Origin of the sequence: Ensifer sp. WSM1721 (assembly GCF_000513895.2) — a bacterium.
Taxonomy (GTDB): Bacteria; Pseudomonadota; Alphaproteobacteria; order Rhizobiales; family Rhizobiaceae; genus Sinorhizobium.
Genome location: NZ_CP165783.1, coordinates 1057974 through 1080327, shown reverse-complemented (window position 1 = coordinate 1080327; position 22354 = coordinate 1057974). Strand labels below are relative to the sequence as shown.

Here is a 22354-nt window from a genome sequence, read left to right as displayed (position 1 = left end):
CACGCGACGCGACTTTTATCCTAAACACAACGGAAAACGACAAGACTTGTCCGGAGGCCTCCTTAGGCTTCGAGGTGGGGCGGCGAGGAGGCGGAGAGCAAGCCTCGCTCGCCCGGCCGCTCGGACGACGCTACTTTCCCGCGCATCTGCTGTGCCCGGATCCGGGTGCAGACGGTCCGCGGCGGCAACTTCCCATTTCAAACCGAAGCAAAGGAACGGTTCCCATGACCCAGAACTTCATCAAGACGGAAGACGGTGTCGAGATCTTCTACAAGGATTGGGGCTCGGGCCAGCCGATCGTGTTCCACCACGGCTGGCCGCTTTCCTCGGACGACTGGGACGCGCAGATGCTCTATTTCCTGAGCAAGGGCTACCGTGTGATCGCCCACGACCGGCGCGGCCACGGCCGCTCGTCCCAGGTCAGCGAGGGCCACGACATCGCCCAGTATGCCGCTGATGTCGCCGCGCTTGCGAGTGAGCTCGACCTGCGCGATGCCATCCACATCGGCCACTCCACCGGCGGCGGCGAGGCTCTGGCCTATGTCGCTCGCCATGGTGCCGGCCGCGTCGCCAAGCTCGTCATGGTCGGCGCGGTGCCGCCAATCATGCTCAAGACAGAAGCCCATCCCGGCGGGCTTCCGATCGAGGTGTTCGACGGTCTTCGCGCCCAGCTCGCCGCAAACCGCGCCCAGTTCTTCCTCGATCTCCCAAGTGGTCCCTTCTACGGATTCAACCGCCCCGGTGCGCAGGTCTCGACGGGAGCGATCCAGAACTGGTGGCGGCAGGGCATGATGGGCAGCGCCAAAGCCCACTACGACGGCATCAAGGCCTTCTCCGAAACCGACTTCACCGAGGACCTCAAGAGGGTCGAGGTGCCGACACTGGTCATGCACGGAGACGACGACCAGATCGTGCCGATCGACAATTCCGCGCGGCTCGCCGTGAAGCTCCTGAAAAACGGTACGCTCAAGGTCTATGAGGGCTATTCGCACGGCATGCTGACGACGCATGCCGATGTGATCAATCCGGATCTGCTCGAGTTCATTAGGGCCTAGGAAAATCGGGCCGGCGGTCATGTGAGCATCGCCGGCCCCCGCCCCAGAGCCGGCGCTGTACCAGCATTCGCGAGCACGCGGAAACGGTTGATTGCATTGACGATAACCGGCTTGTCCATGCCTTCGCTCGGGATACGTTGGATCGCTCGGCGACATCGACCGCGAAGCGCGGGTGGACGTGGGTAGCTAATATGCGTCGCACCATGTGCGAATTGCTGCCGGCCTGCAGCGAAAGCAGTTACGCCATGTTCGGCAATCGCAACTCGCTGGCAAGGCGCAGCCCCCTGACCGTGGTCGCGTTCGCCGTGCTCCTTTCGGCCGACGCGATCCTCGCTTATGATCCATCAACCGCCTTTCTCGGCCGCAAGCAGGATCCGGAGGAAGTGCCTGATGTGGTGCCTATCCCTCGTGCGTATTATCCTCGCGGCGGCAGGAGCTGCACTCGTCGCTTGGCCGGCCTTGGCTGCGCAAGGGTCCGATCCGGACTGGCCGTGTATTCAGCGCAAGGTTCCGGAGCTTTCGCTTGGCCAGTTCTGGACTGGTGGCAACCTGCCGCAGACGGCCGCCGACTGGTCCAAAGATGCGGGGATTTCTGCTTTGGTGACGGAACTGTCGGCCCGCCGGCTGCCGCTACCGGAGGCGCAGCAAAAGATCAGATGGTATGCGGAAAGCTTGCCGGAGGACGAGGGGGAGCGGCGCTTGACCATGCTCGTGCAGGGGCTGTTCGATCAGATGAACCGAGAGCGCTCGGACGTTATCGCCGGCATTGCACGCTACGCCAAAAGGCAGAGGGACATCGCGGAAGTCCTGCGGCAGGAGGCCTCTGCCGTGGATGCGTTGCGGGCCAAGGCCGATGCCGACCCGAACGAAATCGCGCTGCGGAGTGACCGGCTCGCGTTTCAGACACGTGTATTTCAGGAGCGCGCGCGATCGCTAAGCTTCGTCTGCGAGGTGCCGACGCTGATCGAGCGGCGTTTATACGCATTGGTCAAGACGATTTCGGAAGCGCTGAAAGCCAGATGAGCGCCGCGCCTTCCGCCGCCGGAGCGGCGCTTCGCAGGATTTGACGCTCGTTCTTTGCGCGCGTATCCTCATCGCCGGCTTTCCATCCAGGCACCTGCTGCATGTTCCTCAAATCGTGCCGATTTAAGGACAAAACTATGCAGTAATTCAAAGTGCTACAGCGATCTTTGCGCGCTGCGCTATAGTGAAGGCCGGTCTATCGCATGCTCAGCATGCCAAATCAGGGTTCTTTCCGCGCGTCTTCGCGCAGCGAAAGGTGCTCAAGTGAACCTCGTCGATCTCGTCCTGACTGTCTGCATGTTGGCCAACCCCACGAGTTGCCGCACTGAGCATTTGTATTTCGAGAGCCGTGGGTCGCTTGCCGAGTGCATGCTGTTGGCCCCGAGGGAGATCGCGAGGTGGTCCGAGAGCCATCCGGGGCTGAGAGTCGTGCGATGGACATGTGTGTTCCCTGAAGAGGATCGGGAAATTTGATGTGGTCGCAGCCATTTGCTGGGAGGTAGCGTCATGAACATATCGCGGCGCGTATTTTGCGGCGTCGCCTTGCTGGCTGCTGCAAATCCGCTCGGATTCCGCGCCTTGGCTAGCCCTCCCGCTCCGAAGATACGGGTGGGCGTTCTGAAATTCGGCACGGTGAACTGGGAACTCGACACCATCAAGCACAATCGGCTTGATGCGGCCAACGGCGTCGACGTGGAAGTGGTCCATTTCGCTGGCGAAGACGCCACCAACGTCGCCATCCTTGCTGGGGATCTGGACATTATCGTTTCCGACTGGTTGTGGGTGTCGCGCCAGCGCTCCATGGGCGAGGACCTCACCTTCGCGCCTTACTCGACCGCGGTTGGCGCTATCATGGTCAAGGAGGACGCGCCAATTCGCGGCATCCCGGACCTTGTAGGAAGAAAGATCGGCGTAGCCGGTGGGTCGCTCGACAAGAGTTGGCTTCTGATCCAAGGACTTGCCCAGCGTGACTATAAGATGGACCTGGCCAGGGAGGCTGACGTCGTTTTCGGTGCGCCGCCCCTGCTTTCGGAAAAGGCTCTCTCCGGCGAACTCGACGCGGTCTTGAACTTCTGGCATTTCTGCGCGCGTCTCGAAGCAAAAGGCTTTCGCCGCCTGATCGGTGCCGACGATGCAGCCAAGTCGCTCGGGGCCTCGGGACCTGTCTCGGCGCTGGGATATGTCTTCCATGACAAATGGGCGAACGAAAACCCCGACGTGCCGATGAGCTTCGTCAGGGCAAGTGCGGCGGCCAAGAAGCTTCTGGCCGATTCCGACGCCGAATGGCAGCGTCTGGCCCCCATTGTTCGAGCGGAAGGCAGGGAACTCCAGGTGCTGCGTGATCGCTATCGGGAAGGCATTCCAAACCGACCTATTGCCGAAGAGGAAAGCGATGCCGCCAAGCTGTACGAAATTCTCGCCGACCTGGGCGGGGAGAAACTTGTCGGTGAAGCGCGACAAATGGCTCCCGGGACTTTCTGGGCGGCATTGAAGACATGATAGCATCGGGATCGGAAAACGGGATCTCCGCAACCCGGCGTGCCCACCCGGTCTATCGCTGGATTGGCGTCTTGTTGCCTGCGGTGATGGTGATGGCATCGCTGCTCGGGCTATGCCTGGTCTGGAGCGTCGCCGCAGGGATCTGGCCGAGCCGTGCGTTTCCGCCACCGCTTGAGGTTTGGCGGGTGCTTCTCAAGGAGGCGGCGAGCGGCGATCTTGGCTATCATCTCGCTATGACGCTCGGGCGGGTGGCGGCGGCCTATGTCGTCGCCATGGTCTTCGGGACTGTCATCGGCGTCCTGCTCGGCATGCATCGGCGGGCGGATTCCTTCTTCAATCCCTGGCTTGTCCTCTTTCTCAACCTCCCGGCGCTCGTCGTTATCGTCCTCGCCTATATTTGGTTCGGCCTGACGGAGGCTGCCGCGATCGGTGCCGTTGCGGTCAACAAGATACCCAATGTCGTCGTCACCATGCGCGAGGGTGCGCGTGCGCTTGACCCTCGTTTCGCAGAAATGGCCACCGTGTACCGGCTGGGACCGGTCGAGCGTATCCGCCATGTCCTGATGCCGCAGTTGCAGCCCTATTTCGCGGCCGCCTCGCGCTCCGGCATTGCGCTGATCTGGAAGATCGTGCTCGTCGTCGAGCTGCTCGGTCGCTCCAGCGGTGTCGGCTTCCAGATCTATCTCTACTTCCAGATATTCGATGTTGCCGCCATCCTTGCTTACACGCTGGCCTTCGTGGCCATCATGCTGTTGATCGAACTCCTTCTGGTGCAGCCACTTGAACGACACGCAACCCGCTGGCGCCGCCGCCCCGCTTAAAGTCGACATTGCCGAGAAGACCTTCCGGTCGGCCAGGGGCGTTACGATTGTCGCCCTGCGCGGACTTTCCTTCGAGGTCAGGCACGGCGAATTTGCCTGCCTGCTGGGGCCCTCCGGCTGCGGGAAGACCACGACCTTGCGAATCCTGCTGGGTCTCGATCGGCAATTCTTGGGCAGCTATCAGTTGCCGGAAGGCGGCTCCAACCGCATCGCTGCGGTCTTCCAGGAGCCGGTGCTTCTCCCCTGGCGCACAGTGGAGCAGAACGTCCGCCTGGCGCTGCCTCGGAACCTCAGGGACAAAGACCTGGATTCGCTGTTCGGAGTTCTAGGTCTCTCCGCAATGCGGTCGCTCTACCCTTCGGAGCTTTCGCTCGGGCTTGCGCGACGCGCGGCACTGGCGCGAGCGTTCGCGACGGAACCAGCCGTGCTCTTTCTGGATGAGCCTTTCGCCTCGCTCGACGAACGGACCGCCGACAGCTTGCGCCGTCTTCTGACGACGGTATGGGCAGCTCGGCCCACCACCGCACTGATGGTGACCCACAATTTGCGCGAAGCCCTTCTGCTGGCCGATCGTATCATCCTGCTGTCACCGCGCCCGGCGCAGGTGCTTGGCATCTTCGACGTGCCTCTCGAACGCCGTTTGCGCGACGCGCCAGCGCTCGACAATCTCGTCTTGGCTTTTCACAAGAGGTTTCCCGACGCCGTGTAATCGCCAAACGGATAAGCGCGCGGCTCTGCTGGGGAAGGGGCGATCGGAGCGCGGAGCTTGAAGGTCAGAAGCAGCGGACATCTGCTTCTGCCTGCGCTCGTCTCAATTCGGCGTCGGCAGATTTCGCCGGCGCACTCTCGCGAAACAGAGCCCCTCTTTCGCCCGTCTGAAGTCCTAGGCTCCTGAACGTCTCGGCCGCCTCATAGCGCTCGTACGGCATGATCGAGGCTATGACGTCGATAGAGCAGGAACAGCTCTCGAGTGCGGCTCGCGTCTCGCCATTTGCTTTCATACAGGCGTACACATAATCCGCGACCGCAACTGTCGGATAGTCTCCGGCCGCCGATACCGTGACAACACACATAAACGGAGCGAGAAAAGCGATCGCGCCCAAAGTTCGAGTGGTCACCGTGATCTCCCGGGACATAAACAGAAGCCAAGTTATTCTTATCGATACTCCACATTATTGCAGTAAATCGGGCGTGGCTAATCTAAAAAGACAGTAATGCCATGTTGCGTAGCAGCATGTTTCGTTTTGCGATGCACAAACTCCGTGAGATTTAATTTGCGTTATTGGGTCTTAAAGCCTATTCTTCCATCGGTTTCCGGCTTCAAGGCTTGTCTTTAGGGAGCGGCAAAGTGTCCGATCAATGGAACGGGCAATTGCGGTGCCTACTGCCCATCCAAACGATCGTGACACGCTGACGGAAGCGCATGTCCCCATGACAAGCATGACATCGCTTGGGCTGGCCTTTGTGGTATCCCGAGGATTTGTGATGGCGAACCTCGGGTTGAATAATCGACATCGGGAGGATTTCGCATGCGCATGCTTGGAAAATTCGTCTATCTGCCGATGACCGCTGCTGGATTTCTGACGGCGGCTCTCGCCGGAAGTGCATTGGCCAATGAGGAACTGATGGCCCTTGCAGCCGACGCGAAGAATTGGGCGATGCCTACGGGCGACTATGCAAACACCCGCTACTCGAAACTGAAACAGATCAACAAGGACAACGTCAAGGATCTGCAGGTCAAGTGGACCTTCTCCACTGGTGTTTTGCGCGGCCATGAAGGTGGCCCGCTCGTGATCGGCGACGTGATGTACGTACACACGCCGTTCCCGAATATCGTCTATGCGCTTGATCTCAAGAACGAAGGCAGGATGCTTTGGAAATACGAGCCAAAGCAGGATCCGAACGTCATCGCTATCATGTGCTGCGACACCGTCAACCGCGGTGTGGCCTACGGCGACGGCAAGATCATCCTTGCCCAGGCGGATACGACGATCACCGCGCTTGATGCCAAGACCGGCAAGGTCGTTTGGCAAGTCCAAAATGGCGAGAAAAAAGACGGGAGTCTGTCCGAATCGTCCACGTCCGCACCCATGGTGGTGAAGGACAAGGTAATCGTCGGCATATCCGGTGCCGAGTATGGTGTCCGCGGTCATATCACGGCCTACAATTTGAGTGATGGCAAGCGAGCGTGGCGCGCATATTCGACAGGTCCTGATTCAGAAACGCTGATCGACCCGGAGAAGACGACCCATCTCGGCAAGCCGGTCGGCAAAGACTCCGGGATGAACACCTGGGAAGGCGAGCAGTGGAAGACCGGCGGCGGAACCACATGGGGTTGGTACTCCTACGATCCAGAGCTCAATCTGATCTATTATGGGACCGGAAATCCTTCCACCTGGAACCCCAACCAGAGACCCGGCGACAACCGTTGGTCGATGACGATCTTTGCGCGCGATCCCGACACGGGCATGGCCAAGTGGGCCTATCAAATGACGCCGCATGACGAATGGGACTATGACGGCGTCAATGAGATGATCCTTGTCGACGACATGGAAATCATGGGTCAGCCGAGGGACGTGGTCGTGCATTTCGACCGCAACGGCTTCGCATACACCCTTGACCGTGCAACGGGTGAACTTCTGGTTGCCAAGAAGTACGATCCGACGGTGAACTGGGCGACCGAGGTCGTGATGGATCCCAAGAGCGACAAGTATGGGCGTCCGCAGGTTGTAGAAAAGTACTCCACCGAACATAACGGCGAGGACTTTAACACCACCGGTGTCTGCCCGGCAGCGCTTGGAACGAAAGACCAGCAACCGGCAACCTATTCGCCAAAGACGAAACTGTTCTATGTGCCGACAAACCATGTCTGCATGGACTATGAGCCGTACAGGGTAAGCTACACGGCCGGTCAGGCCTATGTGGGTGCGACCGTGAACATGTACCCCACGCCCAACAGCCACGGGGGCATGGGTAATTTCATTGCCTGGGACGCGGCCAAGGGTGAGATCGTCTGGTCGAAGCCGGAGCAGTTTTCAGTGTGGTCAGGGGCGCTCGCAACGGAGGGCGACGTCATCTTCTATGGCACACTCGAAGGCTACATCAAGGCAGTGGATCCAGAAGGAAAAGAACTCTACAGGTTCAAGACTCCGTCCGGCATCATCGGCAACATCAACACCTTCGAGCACGGCGGCAAGCAGTATGTCGCGGTTCTGTCGGGTATCGGCGGCTGGGCCGGCATCGGACTCGCCGGCGGCCTTCTGGGCGCTGAAGGTGCTGCAGCGTGGCAGCAGGCAGTGGCCGGTGAGAGAGCTCCGACCGAAGAAAGCCAAGTCATCGCCACAGCAGGTCTGGGAGCGGTCGGCGGTTACGCTAAGTTGGCCGACTATACCACTCTGGGCGGACAACTGACGGTGTTCGGTCTTCCGGATTGATCACGGTTGCCTGAGCGAGAGCCCGGACCAATTGCAGCAGAAAATGCTGCCGGGCTTTCGCTTCCACCAGACAAGAATCTCAAGCCCCGTCTGTCCATTGGGAAAATAAACCATGCGGCGGGAAAGAGGTCATGAATGATATCACGCTTTGTCATTTCAACCCTTGCCGCGGTTCTGCTGCCGTTTGCAAACAGCGCTGCCCGAGCTGAAGACAGCAAGGAAAAGGCCGCCAGCGTCACGGAGGAGGACGGGAAGCACTTCGACGCCGAAGGCAATCCCACCTTCAAGATCGAGAATGGCATCGTCGATTGGTACACGTTCAACGGATATCGCCGCTATCACGCCGATTGTCATGTCTGTCACGGACCCGACGGCGAAGGGTCCTCCTATGCCCCGGCGCTCGTCAAGACCATGAAGAATGTCGATTACGGGACATTCCTTTCGATCGTCGCCGAAGGACGCAAGAGCGTCGTCGGCGGCAAAGAAGTTGTCATGCCTGCCTTTGGAGACAACAAGAACGTATATTGCTACCTCGATGACATCTACATCTACCTGCGCGCCCGAGCTGTCGAAGCGGCACCGCGCGGTCGTCCACCCAAGAAGGCCAACAAACCGGAAGCGGCCACGGCCTACGAAGCGTCCTGCATGGGTGGATGACATGGCATACGGCGCCCATCGGACTTGCAGTGCAGCCCTCATCTCGATGACCATGGCCGCGCTGATGCCGTTGCAGGCCCATTCCCAGGGCGCCGGGCTCGGGGCCGCCGGCGAGCTGGTTGACCCGGAGACGCTGCGGGTCTGCGCCGACCCGTCCAACATGCCCTTCTCCGACAAGAGCGGCGAAGGGTTCGAGAACAAGCTCGCCGAGATGGTCGCAGCCGCGACGGGACGAAGCTCCGTCGCCTATACCTGGTTTCCGTCGATCCCTGGTTTTGTGCGCAATACGCTCGGCGCCAATCGCTGCGATGTCATCATGGGGTATGCTCAGGGGGACGAACTCGTCCAGAACACAAACGCTTATTACCGCTCCTCCTATGTGCTGATTTATAAGAAGGACGGCGATCTTGCCGGCGTGGAAACGCTGACCGATCCGAAGCTTGTCGACAAGAGGGTCGGCGTGGTGCACGCAACGTCGCCCTCCGCAAATATGGCGGCGGCAAAACTGATGCGCAAAGCAAAGATCTATCCTCTGGTAGTCGACACGCGGATGGCGCCGTCAATGGCTGAGGTCATGGTCCGCGACATCGTGGCAGGCGTGATTGACGCCGCCGTGGTTTGGGGACCGATGGCAGGTTATTACGTCCGCAAGTCGGAAGTCGATCTGGCTATCGTGCCCTTGACCAGGGAGAAGGGCGGCTCTCGCATGGCCTATCGGATCACGATGGGGGTGCGGCCGTCCGACCAGCAATGGAAACGCACGCTCAACAGCTTCATCAGGGAGAACCAGGAGGACATCAACAAGCTGTTGCTCTCGTACGGTGTCCCGCTGCTCAATGAGGATGACGAGAGCATCACGGAGTGACGTTGAAGTACCGGTAAGTCACCTGCATCCGGTGACTGCCCAAGGTTGAGAAGAGGCTGCATCTTGTCGGGCTCGTCCTAACGAACGAGTCCATGGCGGAGATGATGCTCTACAGCGCCGTGCGTCTTTTCAGACGCACAAAGGACGCTGTAGCACTTTGAATTGCTGCATGTTTTTGTCCTTAAATCGGGTACGATTTAAGGAAACATGCAGTAGGGAGGACGGAGACATGGACGTACGCGCAGCCGTGGCCGTTCAGGCCGGCAAACCGCTGGAAGTGAAAACTGTGCAGCTCGAGGGCCCGAAGGCCGGCGAGGTGCTGGTCGAGGTCAAGGCGACCGGCATCTGTCATACCGACGACTTCACGCTCTCCGGCGCCGATCCGGAAGGGCTGTTTCCGGCAATCCTCGGCCATGAGGGCGCCGGCATCGTCGTCGATGTCGGCCCTGGCGTCACCTCGGTGAAGAAGGGCGACCACGTCATCCCGCTCTATACGCCGGAATGCCGCGCCTGCCCCTCGTGCCTTTCGCGCAAGACCAATCTCTGCACCGCCATCCGCGCCACCCAAGGCCAGGGGCTGATGCCGGACGGCACCTCGCGCTTCTCGATTAACGGCGACAAGATCCACCACTATATGGGCTGCTCGACCTTTGCGAACTTTACCGTGCTGCCGGAGATCGCCGTCGCCAAGGTCAATCCCGACGCGCCCTTCGACAAGATCTGCTACATCGGCTGCGGCGTCACCACCGGCATCGGCGCCGTGATCAACACCGCCAAGGTCGAGATCGGCGCGACGGCGATCGTCTTCGGGCTCGGCGGCATCGGTTTGAACGTCATTCAAGGGCTGCGGCTCGCCGGTGCCGACATGATCATCGGCGTCGATTTCAACAACGCCAAGAAGCCCTGGGGCGAAAGGTTCGGCATGACCCATTTCGTCAATCCGACCGAGGTCGGCGACGACATCGTCGCCTATCTCGTCAACCTGACGAAGCGCGGCGCCGACCAGATCGGCGGCGCCGACTACACCTTCGACTGCACCGGCAATGTCAAGGTGATGCGCCAGGCGCTCGAGGCCTCGCATCGCGGCTGGGGCAAGTCGGTGATCATCGGCGTGGCCGGCGCCGGCCAGGAGATTTCGACGCGGCCGTTCCAGCTCGTCACCGGCCGCAGCTGGATAGGCACCGCCTTTGGCGGCGCCCGCGGCCGCACCGACGTGCCGAAGATCGTCGACTGGTACTTGGAAGGCAAGATCGCGATCGATCCGATGATCACCCACACCTTGGCCCTCGACGACATCAACAAGGGCTTCGAGCTCATGCATTCCGGCGAAAGCATCCGCTCGGTCGTGCTCTACTGAGCGCCGGACGCTCGAACTGAGCCGAAGCGCTACAGCATCCGCGACCGGGTGGGGGCTTCGGCCACAACAGGGAGGACACGCAATGAACAGTTCCATTCGTATTCATCCGGCGGTGGATGGTGGCATTAAACAGGCCAGTCCGAACTTCGCCGGGGGCACGCTCGTTTGTGCCTGCACGGACAGGCCGGTCAGGGTGAGGATCGAGGGACAGATTGCCCACAACCACGCCTGCGGCTGCACCAAATGCTGGAAGCCCAGTGGCGCCTACTTCTCCATTGTCGCGGTCGTTCCGCACGACAAGGTGACCGTGCTCGAAAACGGCGACAAGTTGCAAGTGGTCGATCCCTCCGCGCTGATCCAGCGGCACGCCTGCAGGGAATGCGGCGTTCACATGTATGGGCCGGTGGAGCGGGAGCATGCCTTCCAGGGGCTGGACTTCATTCACCCCGAGCGATTCGAGGAGTCGGGCTGGGCTCCGCCGGGCTTTGCGGCCTTCGTGTCCTCCATCATCGAATCCGGCGTGGATCCCAGCCAGATGGATGGCATCCGCGCCCGCCTGAGAGAGCTTGGCCTGGAGCCCTACGACTGTCTGTCGCCGGCCCTGATGGACTATGTCGCCACCTGGGTCGCGAAGAAGTCGGGCGCGCTTCCGGCTTGAGCAGACGGAGCCAATGAGCCCTGTCGGTGTGCTCGTCAAGGCGGCTGACAGGGCGTTTGTGCTGCAGCGTCCTTTGTGCGTCTGACGCACGGCGCTCTAGGCACTGTAGATCCCGGTTAAATCAGCTCTCTACAGGGAACTCTTCCCGTAGAGCCTAGTTTGCCCCACAGGTCTAACGGACGCACTACCGTCCCAAACAGCGAGCAAAGAGCAACATGTTGATACGTCTCATAGCAGCAACGGCCGTGCCGCTTCTGCTGGCTGCCCCGGCATTCGCGGACTGCCGTCAGGAACTCGACAAGCTCGGGCAAGCCATCACCTCCGCGGAAACGGGCGCAAGCGGCAGCGGGTCCGGCGCGCCCGTTACCGAGCACCAGGAAGAAGTCATGCCCGGCGAACAGAAGAAGGGCACCGGTACTGAAATAACAGGCTCGACCGGCACTCAGACGGAAGCGATTTCGCCTCATCAGGAGCAGGTAACCGGGACACGAACCGGTGAGAGCGCCGACAAGCCGAGCGAACTCGTAGCAGAAGCCCGCAAGATGGCCGCAGCCGGCGATGAGCAGGGCTGTATGAAGAAACTGGCGGAAATCAAAGGCCTGATTGGAGAAAAGTGAGGCCTCGTCTCCTCGGTGACTGACCTGGGCATGGTGAAAGAGGCCATGCCCACAGGACACGCTTACTCAGCGATCTTGTATATCTCAGCAAGGTCGCATAAGTCCCAGTTCCCGCCAGACAACACCGCACAGACTTTTTCATCGCTCTTGACGTCTATGCTGCCCGCCAACAGTGCTCCGACGCCAATCGAGGCGGCCGGTTCAGCGATCAATTTCGCATCCTTGGCAAGAGCACGCATTCCGGCGATGATGTGCTCGTCTTCAACAAGAACAATCTCGTCCACATATTTTTCGATGATCGGATAGGGGTTTTGACCCGGAACGCTTATCCTCAAGCCATCAGCAATGGTGTTCTTCAAGGGAAGCGATGTGCGCTCCTTGTTGATCCGGCTGTGAAAATACTTCGGTGTCAAGGCAGGCTCTGCGCCGATAACGCGCACCGATGGTTTCGTTTCTTTGATGGCGGTAGCAATTCCCGAGATTAGGCCTCCACCGCCTACCGGAACGATGACCGTATCTACATCGTCCAGGTCCTCCAGTATTTCACACCCGATCGTTCCCTGACCGGCCATCACGATGGGGTCCTCAAAAGCGTGAACAGCCGCGTATTTGTTTTCTTCAGCAATTTCATACACCCTTTTCCATCTGGCGGCGGTGTCGCCATCGAAAAGAATGACTTCTGCCCCGAGGGCCTTTGTGTTTTCGATCTTGATTTTGGGCGTGGTCACCGGAACGACCAATATCGCTTTTACGCCCAGCATCCTGGCGGCATAGGCAAGCCCTTGGGCATGATTGCCCGACGACGTCGCGATAATGCCGTTTGCGATCTCTTCGCTCGAGAGCGAGAGAGCCTTGTTCAGGGCGCCGCGGATTTTGAAGGCGCCAGTAATCTGCAGGGTTTCAGGTTTGAGATAAAGCTGACAGCCAGCGGCTTTCTCGATTTTGTCCGCACGCAATAGCGGCGTGTGCCTGACGTGCGGTTTCAGCCGTTCCCGGGCTTCACGGATGTCCTGAATGGTCGGGTAGTTGCGCATAGTCATTACTCAAAAAACTGAAAGAAAGTGCCGACGTTATTGGCTATTGCGTTCTGATAGATTTTGCTGGCTGTCGTATTGTCTTGTATGGCCATGCCTGTGGAATCGAAAATCGTGACTTCGTCATCACTTTCTCGCCCCGGCTTCCTTCCCAACAATACCTCGCCGATTTCGCCATGGATGTCGTCTTTGGCGATGATGTTTTTATTCAGCGGGTGCCAGGTCTCGCCCTTTTCGGCGCACTGCGCGATCGAATCGACGACTACTTTAGCGTTCCTGAAGATCTCCGGATCCAGCTCCTGTTTGCCGCGTTGATCCGTGCCGATTGCCACAATGTGCGTACCGGGCTTCACCCAATCCGCTTCCACAAGCGACCCTTTCCCGCGGGTCGTCGTAATCAGGATATCGGCCTGCTCAACGGCTTCTTTTTTGGAGTTGGCCATGATTACAGGAATGCCATACTCGCTTTCGATATCCGTCTTGTATTTGGAAAGCGTATCCCGGTGATTGTCCCATGCATGGATCTCTTCGATCTTCATGATCTCGTTGACTGCCCGGATTTGCATTCTTGCCTGATTTCCTGTCCCGATCGATGCGATCGTCCTGGCGTTCTTCCTCGCCAGGGCTTTGACGGAAACGGCTCCAGCCGCCCCGGTTCTGAGACCAAGGATCAAACTTCCATCCATAACGCAAATCAACGCACCGCTCCTGGCATCAAACAGGAGAATGGTCGCCATGCCATTGGGCACGCCGTGTGCTGTCGGGTTATCAATGAACCCTCCAGAAGAGGCTTTCATGGAGATCACTTCCTTGGCTTTGTAGTAACCAAGCTTGAAGTCAATCTCGCCACGAGGCGACGGGAGATCTATCCCTATATAGTCAGGTTGTTCCACCTGATCGCTGTTAAAGGCCTTGTATGCCTCTTCCACCGCGCCGATGACTTCCGTCGTGCCGATCAGCCGCCTTACCTCATCCTTCTTAAGCAGCAGCGTCTTCATGCGTAAGTTCTCAAGCGGGATTTGATGCTCATGTTCATTGCACGTCTCCCAGAATGCATTACCTGAATCTACGTCCCGGCATTGTTGCATCGGGTACGCAGCAGAAAATGTCGAGTACTCCCCAGATGCACATTTTCCGATGATTTCCACCTTCATCTGCGAAAGCTAACGCTACCTTCTAAAAGTCAGCGACCTTACCCCAGGCAGATCTTTGGAAGCGGTCCGGATGGTAGGGGCGGGGATCGACGATCGGCTCGCCACCGGTGACGATGTCTGCAATCAAGTGGCCGGCGCCCGGACCGATACCGAAGCCGTGCCCGCTGAAGCCGGCGGCGAGGATGAAGCCCGGTATGGCGGCGATTTCGCCGATGCCCGGGACCCCGTCCGGCGTGCTGTCGATATAGCCCGCCCATGCGGCGGCGATGCTGGTCTTCTTCAGGGGAGGCAGGAGGTCGAGCGCGCGCGAATGGGTGAGGCGAATGGTGGCCTTATCGACCGCCGGATCAAGGATGCGCATGCGTTCCATCGGCGTGGGGGCGTCCAGTCGCCAGCGGCCCAAGGTCTCATGGCCGGAGCGGAAGCCCTCAAGCCCGCCCGGCGCCAGGCTGCGCCAGCGTTTGACGAACATCGGCAGAAACTGCGGAGAGAACCTGAGTTGCTGCGGCGTCGGGTCGACGCGGCCGCGGCCGCTGATGGCGAGCGTGTAGCCGCCATCGGCACGGCGCGTCACCGAAACAGCGGCCGTATGCAGCGCATCCGGAAGACCGATGGCGCCCGGCGAGACGGCAAGAATCGACGAGCGGATCGCGGCCTGGGGAAAGCGGATGCCGAGCTGGCGGCAGAAGGAGGAGGCCCAGGCGCCGCCTGCAAGGATCGCCGTTCTCGTGCGAATGGTGCCATGCTCGGTGACGACACCGGACAGGCGACCGCCTTCTGTCTCTATGCCGCGGGCGGCGCAGGACTGGTGCACGGTGCCGCCGAGCTTCAGGATCGCGCGTGCGACGGCGGGTGCCGCACTTGCCGGATCGGCGGTGCCGTCGGTCGGCGAAAAGACGCCCCCCTTCCATGGCCTCCCGGTTGCGCGGCCGCGCTCGGTCGCCTGGGCGCTGTCCAGCATGTGGGTGGTGACGCCGACGGTCCGGGCGAAATCGCCCCAGCGTGCCCAGCCAGCCAGTTCCTCTTCGCTATTGCTGAGGTAGAGCAACCCGCAGCGGCGGAAACCGGTATCCTCGCCGCTCTCGGCGGCGAACCGCTCCCAAAGATCGAGGCTCTTCGTCGCCATCGGCAATTCGCGGGCGTCGCGGTTCTGCTGGCGGCACCAACCCCAGTTGCGACTCGACTGCTCGGCGCCGATCCGTCCCTTCTCGACAAGGGCGACCTTCAATCCGCGGCGGGCAAGGTAATAGGCCGCAAACACGCCGACGATGCCGCCGCCGATCACTACGGCATCGGCGGCGTCGGGCAGCTCCGGCGTTGTGTCGACGAGTTTCAGCGGTGCGGGCATGGCGTGACCTCCGTTTCGAGCGCAGTCTAGCGGCTTCGGCGTGATGGCGTTGCCGGAGTGCGGCCGGCGCGCAGCAGAAGATGCTGTGTTGCAGGAGCAATGCCGCCCTTTCTGCTTCGGCATATTGGGCCAAACGAAATCGACACGTATGTCCAGTGTGTTAAGGTCATCGTCGGGAAAAGCGCAGCACAATCTGCTGCGCCGTTGGCCACTTCAGCAAGGGGAAAGGCGCGCCATGAAACTCGACCGGATCGACATCAAGATTCTATACGAACTGCAGAAGAATGGCCGCATCACCAATGTGGAACTCGCCGAGCTGGTCAATCTATCGCCGAGCCCTTGCCTGATGCGGGTGAAGAAACTGCAGTCGGAGGGCTATATCGAGGGCTATTCGGCGCAGATCAACGTCAGCAAGCTCGGGCAGACCCTGACGGTCTTCACCGAGATCACCTTAAAGAACCACCGCCAGATCGACTTCGCCCGCTTCCTTGCGGCGATAGAGAAGGTCGACCAGGTGATCGAATGCCATCTGGTGTCCGGCGGCTACGACTATCTCCTGAAATTCGTCACGGCCGGCATCGGCGAATACCAGACGATCATGGAGCGCCTCACCGACATGGACGTGGGCATCGACAAATATTTCAGCTTCGTCGTGCTCAAGTCGCCGATCGTCAAGGCGCACATGCCGCTGACCAGCCTGTTTCGGGTTTAGTATCGCGCCACGCAGTCACGCCAGTACGTCGACAAGAGGAGTATCTACAGGAGCTGCCTATAGAACATGCAGTCTCTCCGCAGCCGAGAAATGAAGTCACCAAAACTAGCGGCAAAGCGTTGCTCGAGGTAGGGGAAATAGACGCTGGTACCGGCTCCTCGCCGGAAGACCAGCACCGAATTGTTCCCTAAGCTGAAGAAAGGCACTTCGTCTTCCCTAATAAAGTCGGGATAAATCTGCCATTCAATCGAGGTGCGACGCATTATCTCCGCTATGGACGCTGGGTCCAAAAAACAATTCTCGTAATCGAGCGTATCCTGTCCATTGATATCACCCGTCAAGCGACCCCACCCGATCTGGCGCAAAAAAGCGAGATACGGAGTCGGGAGGATCCTGCCGAATTCCTCCTCAAACTTTTGGATTTCCTCTTCGCGGACCGGCACGAAAAGATTGGGATCTGAATTTATCTCAAGGGTCTCACGCGAGAACTGCCGATACCAATCAAGAACTCGCGGGTCGAAAGTGTCTTCCATCAATGGCCCGTCGCTTTGGATATTCTTCATGGGTGCTCGCCGAGTCAGCAGGAAGGCTCCCGCTTTGCACGTTGAGCGCGAGCTTGGCAAGCCAACAGGCGACGATTGAAGCTAGCATGCAATGTCTCTCGACAGGTAGGAGGGTGATGTGTTCGGTCGGGAACGGCCGCTGCCGCGATTTGGCGTCCTTCCAGTCGGCGGACATCCAAAGCTCGATCTCCGCAGGCTCCGTGAAAACGACGGGGGCGGCTCCACTCTTCGCCACCGGAAGTCCGTCTCGCTGGAGAGCGAGGCTCGGCGTTGCTGCCGGACACCGTCGCTCGCATGCGGGGAGAGGCGGTCGGGCGACCGGACGAGGGGATTTTTGGCGCAAGCTCCGGTCTTCTACCGCCGGCAATAGGCCCGTACCAATTCCGGGTCCTGCTCGAGGCCATCGAGCCAGGCGGGATCGAGCTTCGGCACCGACGAGAAGAGCAGCTGCGAATAGGGGTGGTGCGGCGCCTTGACCTTGGCCGAAGTGATGTCCTCGACCTTTTTGCCGCCATACATCACGACGATCTCATCGCAGATCGCCTCCACCACGGAGAGGTCGTGGCTGATGAAGATATAGGAGAGACCGAGCTCGCGCTGCAATTCCTTCAGCAGTTCGATCACGGCGGCGGCGACCACCGTGTCGAGCGCCGAGGTGATCTCGTCGCAAAGGATCAGCTTCGGATCGGCGGCAAGCGCCCGGGCGAAGTTGACACGCTGCTTCTGGCCGCCGGAAAGCTCGGCGGGCCGGCGATGACGCAGATTGCGGGGCAGGCGCACCATGTCGAGCAGCTCGTCGATGCGGACGCTGCGCGCCTTCGCGTTCATGCCATGATAGAACACGAGCGGCCGATCCAGGATGTCCTCGACCGACTTCGCGGGGTTGAGCGCCGTGTCGGCATATTGAAAGACGATCTGCATCTCGCGCAGCTGGTCGCGCGTGCGCTCGCGGGCGCTGCGGCCGAGTTCCTTGCCGTCGAAGACGATCTTGCCGACGGCAGCCGGCAATATGCCGGCAATGGCGCGGGCGAGCGTCGACTTGCCGCAACCCGACTCGCCGATGATGCCGAGGTTGCGCCCCTTCTCCACCTTGAGGCTCACATCTTCGACGGCGCGCACGAGCGGCAAGCCATCGATCTGGGACGGACCGTATCCCGCGACCAGGTTTTCAATCTTCAGAAGCGGAGCCGGTGTGGTCTCAGCTGGGTCGGCACCCTCCCGGGGCTTTGGTTCGAAGGCCGAGAGGAGTTCGCGCGTGTAAGGGTGCTTGGCGTTCGAGAGGATTTCCTCGGTGGTGCCGACCTCCTGTACTTCGCCGCCCTTCAAGACGACGATGCGGTCGGCGATCTGGGCGACCACCGCGAGGTCATGGGAGACATAGACGCCGGCGATGTCGCCCTTCTTCATCACCGACTTGAAGGCGCGCAGCACCTCGATCTGCGTCGTGACGTCGAGCGCCGTGGTCGGCTCGTCGAAGATGACGAGCTTCGGGTCGCCGATAAGCGCCATGGCCGCGGAAAGACGCTGCAACTGGCCGCCGGAGACCTGGTGCGGATAGCGGCTTCCGATCGTCTCGGGCTCGGGTAGGGACAACGCCCGGAAGAGTTCGACGGCGCGGGCGCGCGCCTCGTCCGGCGACATGAGCCCGTGGATGCGGGTCACCTCGATCACTTGGTCCATGATCGTGGCAGCCGGGTTGAATGCGGCGGCGGCGGATTGTGGAACATAGGTGACTTCGGTGCCGCGCACCCTCGCGCGCTGTTTTTCGCTGAGGGTTATCATATCCCTTCCGGCCATCGAGACGCTGCCTCCGGCGATGCGGCAGCCCGGGCGCGCATATCCCATCAGCGTCAGCGCAATCGTCGTCTTGCCAGAGCCGCTTTCGCCGATCAGCGCCACGATCTCGCCATCGGCGATATCGAGGCTGACGCCCTTGATGATTTCGACGCGGCGGCCGGAATCGGTGGTGGCTTCGACCTTGAGGTCACGGATTTCTACGAGATTGGCCATCATTCGCTCCGATCGCGGATCTTCTGCGGCAAGTTGTCGATCAGCAGGTTGACGCTGATCGTGAGGCTGGCAATGGCGAGCGACGGGAACATGACCGCCGGCGCGCCGAAGGGCAGGCCGCCGATGTTCTCGCGAACGAGCGCGCCCCAGTCCGCATAGGGCGGCTGGACGCCGAGGCCGAGGAAGGAGAGGCCGGAGAGCAAGAGGACGATGAAGACGAAGCGGATCCCGAGGTCGGCGAGCACCGGGCCGATGATGTTCGGCAGAATCTCCGAGCGGATGAGATAAAGCGTGCTCTCGCCGCGGATACGCGCCACCGTGATGAAGTCCATCGTATTGATGTTGACGGCGAGCGCGCGGGCGAAGCGGTAGGCGCCTGGGATGTATATCACCGAAAGCGTGAGGATCAGCACCGGAATCGAGGAGCCGACGGCGGCGACCACGACGAGGCCGAAGAGCTTGCTCGGGATCGAATTGAGGGCGTCGAGGAAGCGGCTCAAGAGCGTGTCGAGCCAGCCGCCGGCGACCGCCGCGATCATGCCGAGGACTACGCCGGAGAAACAGGCGATCGTCACCGCTGCGAGCGAGATGCCGACCGTGTAGCGGGCACCCATCAGGATGCGCGAGAGCATGTCGCGGCCGAGATAGTCGGAGCCGAGCCAGAAGTCTGCGCTCATCGGGCCGAAGTAATCGAGATCGACGATCTCGCCGACCGGATAGGGGATGATCAGCGGCGCGAAGATCGCAACGAGCGCCCAGAAAAGGATGACCGCAAGGCCGATCATGCCGATGAGGTTGAAGCGGTAGCCAAGCCGGGTTCCGGATGTTCGGGCGGAAGTCGTCGAAGTGCTCGAAGTAGTCATTGTCATCGAAGCCTCGGATTGGAAAGGATGGCGATGATGTCGGCCGTCGTGATCAGCAGCAGGTAGCCGAGGCAGAAGATCATCGCGCAGCTCTGGATCAGCGGCAGGTCTCGCGTGGCGACGGCATCGACCATCAGCTTGGCAATTCCGGGATAGTTGAAGATCGTCTCGACGATGATGACGCCGCCGACCAAGTACGAGAGCGAAAGCGCGACCGCATTGACGATCGGCCCCAGCGCGTTGGGGAGCGCATGGCGAAAAACCATGCGCGGCCGCGAGGCGCCCTTAAGCAGCGCCATCTCGACATAGGGCGTGTTGAGTGTCTCGATCACCGCTGCCCGTGTCATGCGAATCATTTGCGCCGAGACACCGAAGGTCAGCGTGATCACCGGCATGGCATAGATGCGCAGGAGATCGGTGAGCGACGTGACGTCATTGGCAAAAGAGAGCGCCGGCAGCCATTTCAGATAAACGGCGAAGATCAGCACGGCGGAGGTCGCGATCATGAATTCCGGCACCGAAATGATGCCGATCGTCAGTACCGTGACGGTGCGGTCGTAGAGTGAGCCGCGCAGCATCGCCGCGGTGATGCCGAGCGTGAGTGCGATCGGCACTGAGAAGAGCGCGGTAACGCCTGCGAGCTGCAGCGTGTTGACGAAGCGTCCGCCGATCAGATCCGCGACCGGCATCTCGTTGGCGTAGGAGGTACCAAGATCGCCCTGCACCAGGCCGACGATCCAGCGCAGGAAACGGAAGATTGCCGGTTCGTCAAGATGCATGGCCTTGCGCAGGCCTTCGACGGCCTCCGGCGTGGCGGCCTGGCCGAGCAGGATCGACGCGGTATCCCCTGGCAGGAGCGTCGTCGCAAAGAAGACGGCGAAGGAGACGATCACCAGCGTGATCAGGGCGATGAGCAATCTGCTCAGCACAAGGGATAGGACCCGGTTGTTCACGGTGCTCCCTTTCGGCTTTCAAGACAGGTTTCGAACCATAATGCCCGAGGGCCGCAGCGATGCGGCTGCAGCCCCCAAACCCAGTTGCTCAATCAGGCTTCGAACCAGACATGCTCGGCCATGCGATATCCCATCATACCTCCGAGCGGGTTGGTTTCCATGCCTTTGAGCTTCTCGGTGATGGCGTCGACACCTGTCAGGTAGGCCGGAATGATCGTGCCGGCCTCCTCGGCGACCATCACCTGCATCTCATTGTAGATCGCCTTGCGCTTCTCCTGATCGAGCGAGCCGCGCGCCTCGACGAGCATCTTATCGAATTTCTCCGACTTATACTGGCTCTCGTTCCAGGGAGCCCCGGAGGCGTATAGCAGGGAGAACAGGATGTCAGGCGTCGGCCGGTAATTAATGTTGCCGAAGTGGATGGGCGCCTTGAGCCAGTAATTGTCCCAGTAGCCGTCCGAGGGCACGCGCTGGACATCCAGCTTCAGGCCGATCTCGGCAGCAGCGGCCTGGATGATCATCGCCATGTCGACCGAACCGGTAGCCGCGTCGGAAGCGACCATCGGGATCGTCTGGCCGAAAACGCCGGCCTTCTCGAAATGAAACTTCGCCTTTTCAGGATCGTACGGCTTCGGCTTGAGATCGTCATTGCGGTAGACGTTGCCCGGAAAGACCGGCTGGTCGTTGCCGATTTCGCCGCGCCCGCGCAGGGCCGCCCTTAGGATCTGCTCGCGATTGACCAGGTGCTTCATACCGGCCACGAAGTCCTTGTTCTGGCCCGGGGCCATGTCAAGGCGCATGTTGAGATTGGTGTAGCTGTTGGCGGCCGATTTCGAGAGGATGAAGCCTGGCTGGCTCTCGACAAGGCGCTCCGAACGGGGGTTGATGGCGGCGGCGACATGGGTGTCTCCGGACAACAACGCATTCACGCGCGAACTATCGTCGCTGATCGCGAAGAATTCAAATGCGTCAACAAATGGTCCTTTTGACTTCCAGTAGTTCTCGTTCCTCCGCATAAGCGAGCGCACGCCCGGCTCGAAGCTTTCGAGAACGAACGGTCCGGTGCCGTTCCCCTTGGAGAAGTCGGTGGTGCCGTCGGCGACGATCATGAAGTGATGCAGCGCCAGGATTGTCGGCAGATCTGCGTTGGCATCGGCAAGTGTGATTTCGACCGTGAGATCGTCGACCGCCTTGAAACCGGCAATCTGCTTCGCGATGGCATTGACCTTGGAACCGACATCGGGATCCAGATGGCGCTTGAGCGAGAAGATCACGTCCGCGGATGTCAGCGGCTTTCCATCGTGGAAGGTAACGCCCTTGCGCAATTTCACGGTCCACACCTTGGCATCGGCACTTTCGATGCTTTCTGCCAGCTCCATCTGCGTGGTGCCGGCTTTGTCGAGACTGGAGAGCCGGTTGTACACTGCGGCGCAGCGTGAATAGTCGGTGGAATTCGAAGCTTTGGCCGGGTCGAGCGTGTCTGCGGTCGAAGACGTGAAGCCCGCGACCTTGAGGTGGCCTCCGGTTACCGGAGTTGCGGCTATCGCGTCAGAGGCGCGACCGAGCAGGACGCCGCCGGCCGACATGGCGACGCCGCCTGCGAGCAGCATCTGCAACAGTTCGCGGCGGGTTGCGCCACGACGGATGGCGGCTTCGACCATGGCGTCGTCGGATCTGGTCCAATTGGTGATCTTGTCGTTCATGTCATTCCCCTTTTCGTCTGTTGGCGG

The 22354-nt window shown here is 60.4% G+C and carries 21 protein-coding genes; 12 read left to right on the top strand and 9 right to left on the bottom strand.

Annotation, left to right across the window (positions count from 1 at the left end; translation table 11 throughout):
• The first annotated feature begins 224 nt into the window (after positions 1-224).
• From M728_RS22565 to M728_RS22545, 5 genes are all read left to right on the top strand, one after another.
• Positions 225-1055: an alpha/beta fold hydrolase gene (locus tag M728_RS22565; RefSeq protein WP_026620899.1), complete on the top strand. Its 831-nt coding sequence runs from the start codon at positions 225-227 to the stop codon at positions 1053-1055.
• Between the two features lie 390 nt (positions 1056-1445).
• On the top strand, positions 1446-2078 hold the full coding sequence (locus M728_RS22560; RefSeq protein WP_026620898.1) for a hypothetical protein: 633 nt from the start codon (positions 1446-1448) through the stop codon (positions 2076-2078).
• A gap of 507 nt (positions 2079-2585) precedes the next feature.
• Positions 2586-3578 carry an ABC transporter substrate-binding protein gene (locus M728_RS22555; protein WP_026620897.1) on the top strand — a complete coding sequence of 331 codons (993 nt, stop codon included), beginning with the start codon at positions 2586-2588 and terminating at the stop codon, positions 3576-3578.
• 86 nt (positions 3579-3664) lie between these two features.
• On the top strand, positions 3665-4399 hold the full coding sequence (locus M728_RS22550) for an ABC transporter permease (protein ID WP_026620896.1): 735 nt from the start codon (positions 3665-3667) through the stop codon (positions 4397-4399).
• Positions 4359-5108 carry an ABC transporter ATP-binding protein gene (locus M728_RS22545; protein ID WP_026620895.1) on the top strand — a complete coding sequence of 250 codons (750 nt, stop codon included), beginning with the start codon at positions 4359-4361 and terminating at the stop codon, positions 5106-5108. Before M728_RS22550 ends, M728_RS22545 begins: the two co-directional genes overlap by 41 nt.
• A 64-nt stretch (positions 5109-5172) precedes the next feature.
• Here the strand turns inward: M728_RS22545 and M728_RS22540 are convergent, their stop codons facing one another.
• The gene (locus M728_RS22540) at positions 5173-5472 is read right to left on the bottom strand and encodes a hypothetical protein (RefSeq protein WP_051440900.1); all 300 of its coding nucleotides are present in this window, start codon (positions 5470-5472) and stop codon (positions 5173-5175) included.
• Between the two features lie 489 nt (positions 5473-5961).
• Here M728_RS22540 and M728_RS22535 point away from each other — a divergent pair, with 489 nt between their 5' ends.
• From M728_RS22535 to M728_RS22510, 6 genes are all read left to right on the top strand, one after another.
• Positions 5962-7833 carry a methanol/ethanol family PQQ-dependent dehydrogenase gene (locus M728_RS22535; protein WP_051440899.1) on the top strand — a complete coding sequence of 624 codons (1872 nt, stop codon included), beginning with the start codon at positions 5962-5964 and terminating at the stop codon, positions 7831-7833.
• A gap of 135 nt (positions 7834-7968) precedes the next feature.
• The gene (locus M728_RS22530) at positions 7969-8490 is read left to right on the top strand and encodes a c-type cytochrome, methanol metabolism-related (RefSeq protein WP_026620892.1); all 522 of its coding nucleotides are present in this window, start codon (positions 7969-7971) and stop codon (positions 8488-8490) included.
• A 1-nt stretch (position 8491) separates the two neighbouring features.
• Positions 8492-9355 carry a substrate-binding domain-containing protein gene (locus M728_RS22525; protein WP_026620891.1) on the top strand — a complete coding sequence of 288 codons (864 nt, stop codon included), beginning with the start codon at positions 8492-8494 and terminating at the stop codon, positions 9353-9355.
• Between the two features lie 229 nt (positions 9356-9584).
• The gene (locus tag M728_RS22520) at positions 9585-10712 is read left to right on the top strand and encodes an S-(hydroxymethyl)glutathione dehydrogenase/class III alcohol dehydrogenase (RefSeq protein WP_370906484.1); all 1128 of its coding nucleotides are present in this window, start codon (positions 9585-9587) and stop codon (positions 10710-10712) included.
• 82 nt (positions 10713-10794) lie between these two features.
• Complete coding sequence (gene gfa / locus M728_RS22515; protein WP_026621026.1) at positions 10795-11370, top strand: S-(hydroxymethyl)glutathione synthase; 576 nt, start codon at positions 10795-10797, stop codon at positions 11368-11370.
• Between the two features lie 215 nt (positions 11371-11585).
• Complete coding sequence (locus M728_RS22510) at positions 11586-11987, top strand: hypothetical protein (RefSeq protein ID WP_026621027.1); 402 nt, start codon at positions 11586-11588, stop codon at positions 11985-11987.
• Positions 11988-12049: 62 nt separating this feature from the next.
• On the opposite strand, the gene M728_RS22505 is transcribed toward M728_RS22510, so the two are convergent.
• From M728_RS22505 to M728_RS22495, 3 genes are all read right to left on the bottom strand, one after another.
• Positions 12050-13027 (bottom strand): threonine/serine dehydratase, encoded by a 978-nt coding sequence (locus M728_RS22505; protein ID WP_026621028.1) that lies wholly within the window; start codon positions 13025-13027, stop codon positions 12050-12052.
• Entirely contained in the window at positions 13027-14019 is a 993-nt protein-coding gene (locus tag M728_RS22500; RefSeq protein WP_026621029.1) for an ornithine cyclodeaminase family protein, read from the bottom strand. Before M728_RS22500 ends, M728_RS22505 begins: the two co-directional genes overlap by 1 nt.
• A 178-nt stretch (positions 14020-14197) precedes the next feature.
• The gene (locus M728_RS22495) at positions 14198-15523 is read right to left on the bottom strand and encodes an FAD-binding oxidoreductase (RefSeq protein WP_026621030.1); all 1326 of its coding nucleotides are present in this window, start codon (positions 15521-15523) and stop codon (positions 14198-14200) included.
• Positions 15524-15758: 235 nt separating this feature from the next.
• Here M728_RS22495 and M728_RS22490 point away from each other — a divergent pair, with 235 nt between their 5' ends.
• Positions 15759-16235 (top strand): Lrp/AsnC family transcriptional regulator, encoded by a 477-nt coding sequence (locus tag M728_RS22490; protein ID WP_026621031.1) that lies wholly within the window; start codon positions 15759-15761, stop codon positions 16233-16235.
• 44 nt (positions 16236-16279) lie between these two features.
• Here the strand turns inward: M728_RS22490 and M728_RS22485 are convergent, their stop codons facing one another.
• The 5 genes from M728_RS22485 to M728_RS22465 all read right to left on the bottom strand — a co-directional run bounded on the left by M728_RS22485 (position 16280) and on the right by M728_RS22465 (position 22327).
• A complete protein-coding gene (locus M728_RS22485) occupies positions 16280-16798 on the bottom strand; it encodes an SMI1/KNR4 family protein (protein WP_026621032.1) in 519 nt (172 codons plus the stop codon).
• Between the two features lie 354 nt (positions 16799-17152).
• Positions 17153-18808, bottom strand: a complete 1656-nt coding sequence (locus tag M728_RS22480) for an ABC transporter ATP-binding protein (RefSeq protein WP_026621033.1) — start codon at positions 18806-18808, stop codon at positions 17153-17155.
• On the bottom strand, positions 18808-19671 hold the full coding sequence (locus tag M728_RS22475) for an ABC transporter permease (protein WP_034883715.1): 864 nt from the start codon (positions 19669-19671) through the stop codon (positions 18808-18810). Before M728_RS22475 ends, M728_RS22480 begins: the two co-directional genes overlap by 1 nt.
• 2 nt (positions 19672-19673) lie before the next feature.
• Complete coding sequence (locus M728_RS22470; protein WP_026621035.1) at positions 19674-20624, bottom strand: ABC transporter permease; 951 nt, start codon at positions 20622-20624, stop codon at positions 19674-19676.
• A gap of 92 nt (positions 20625-20716) precedes the next feature.
• Positions 20717-22327, bottom strand: a complete 1611-nt coding sequence (locus M728_RS22465; RefSeq protein WP_026621036.1) for an ABC transporter substrate-binding protein — start codon at positions 22325-22327, stop codon at positions 20717-20719.
• Positions 22328-22354 lie beyond the last annotated feature (27 nt).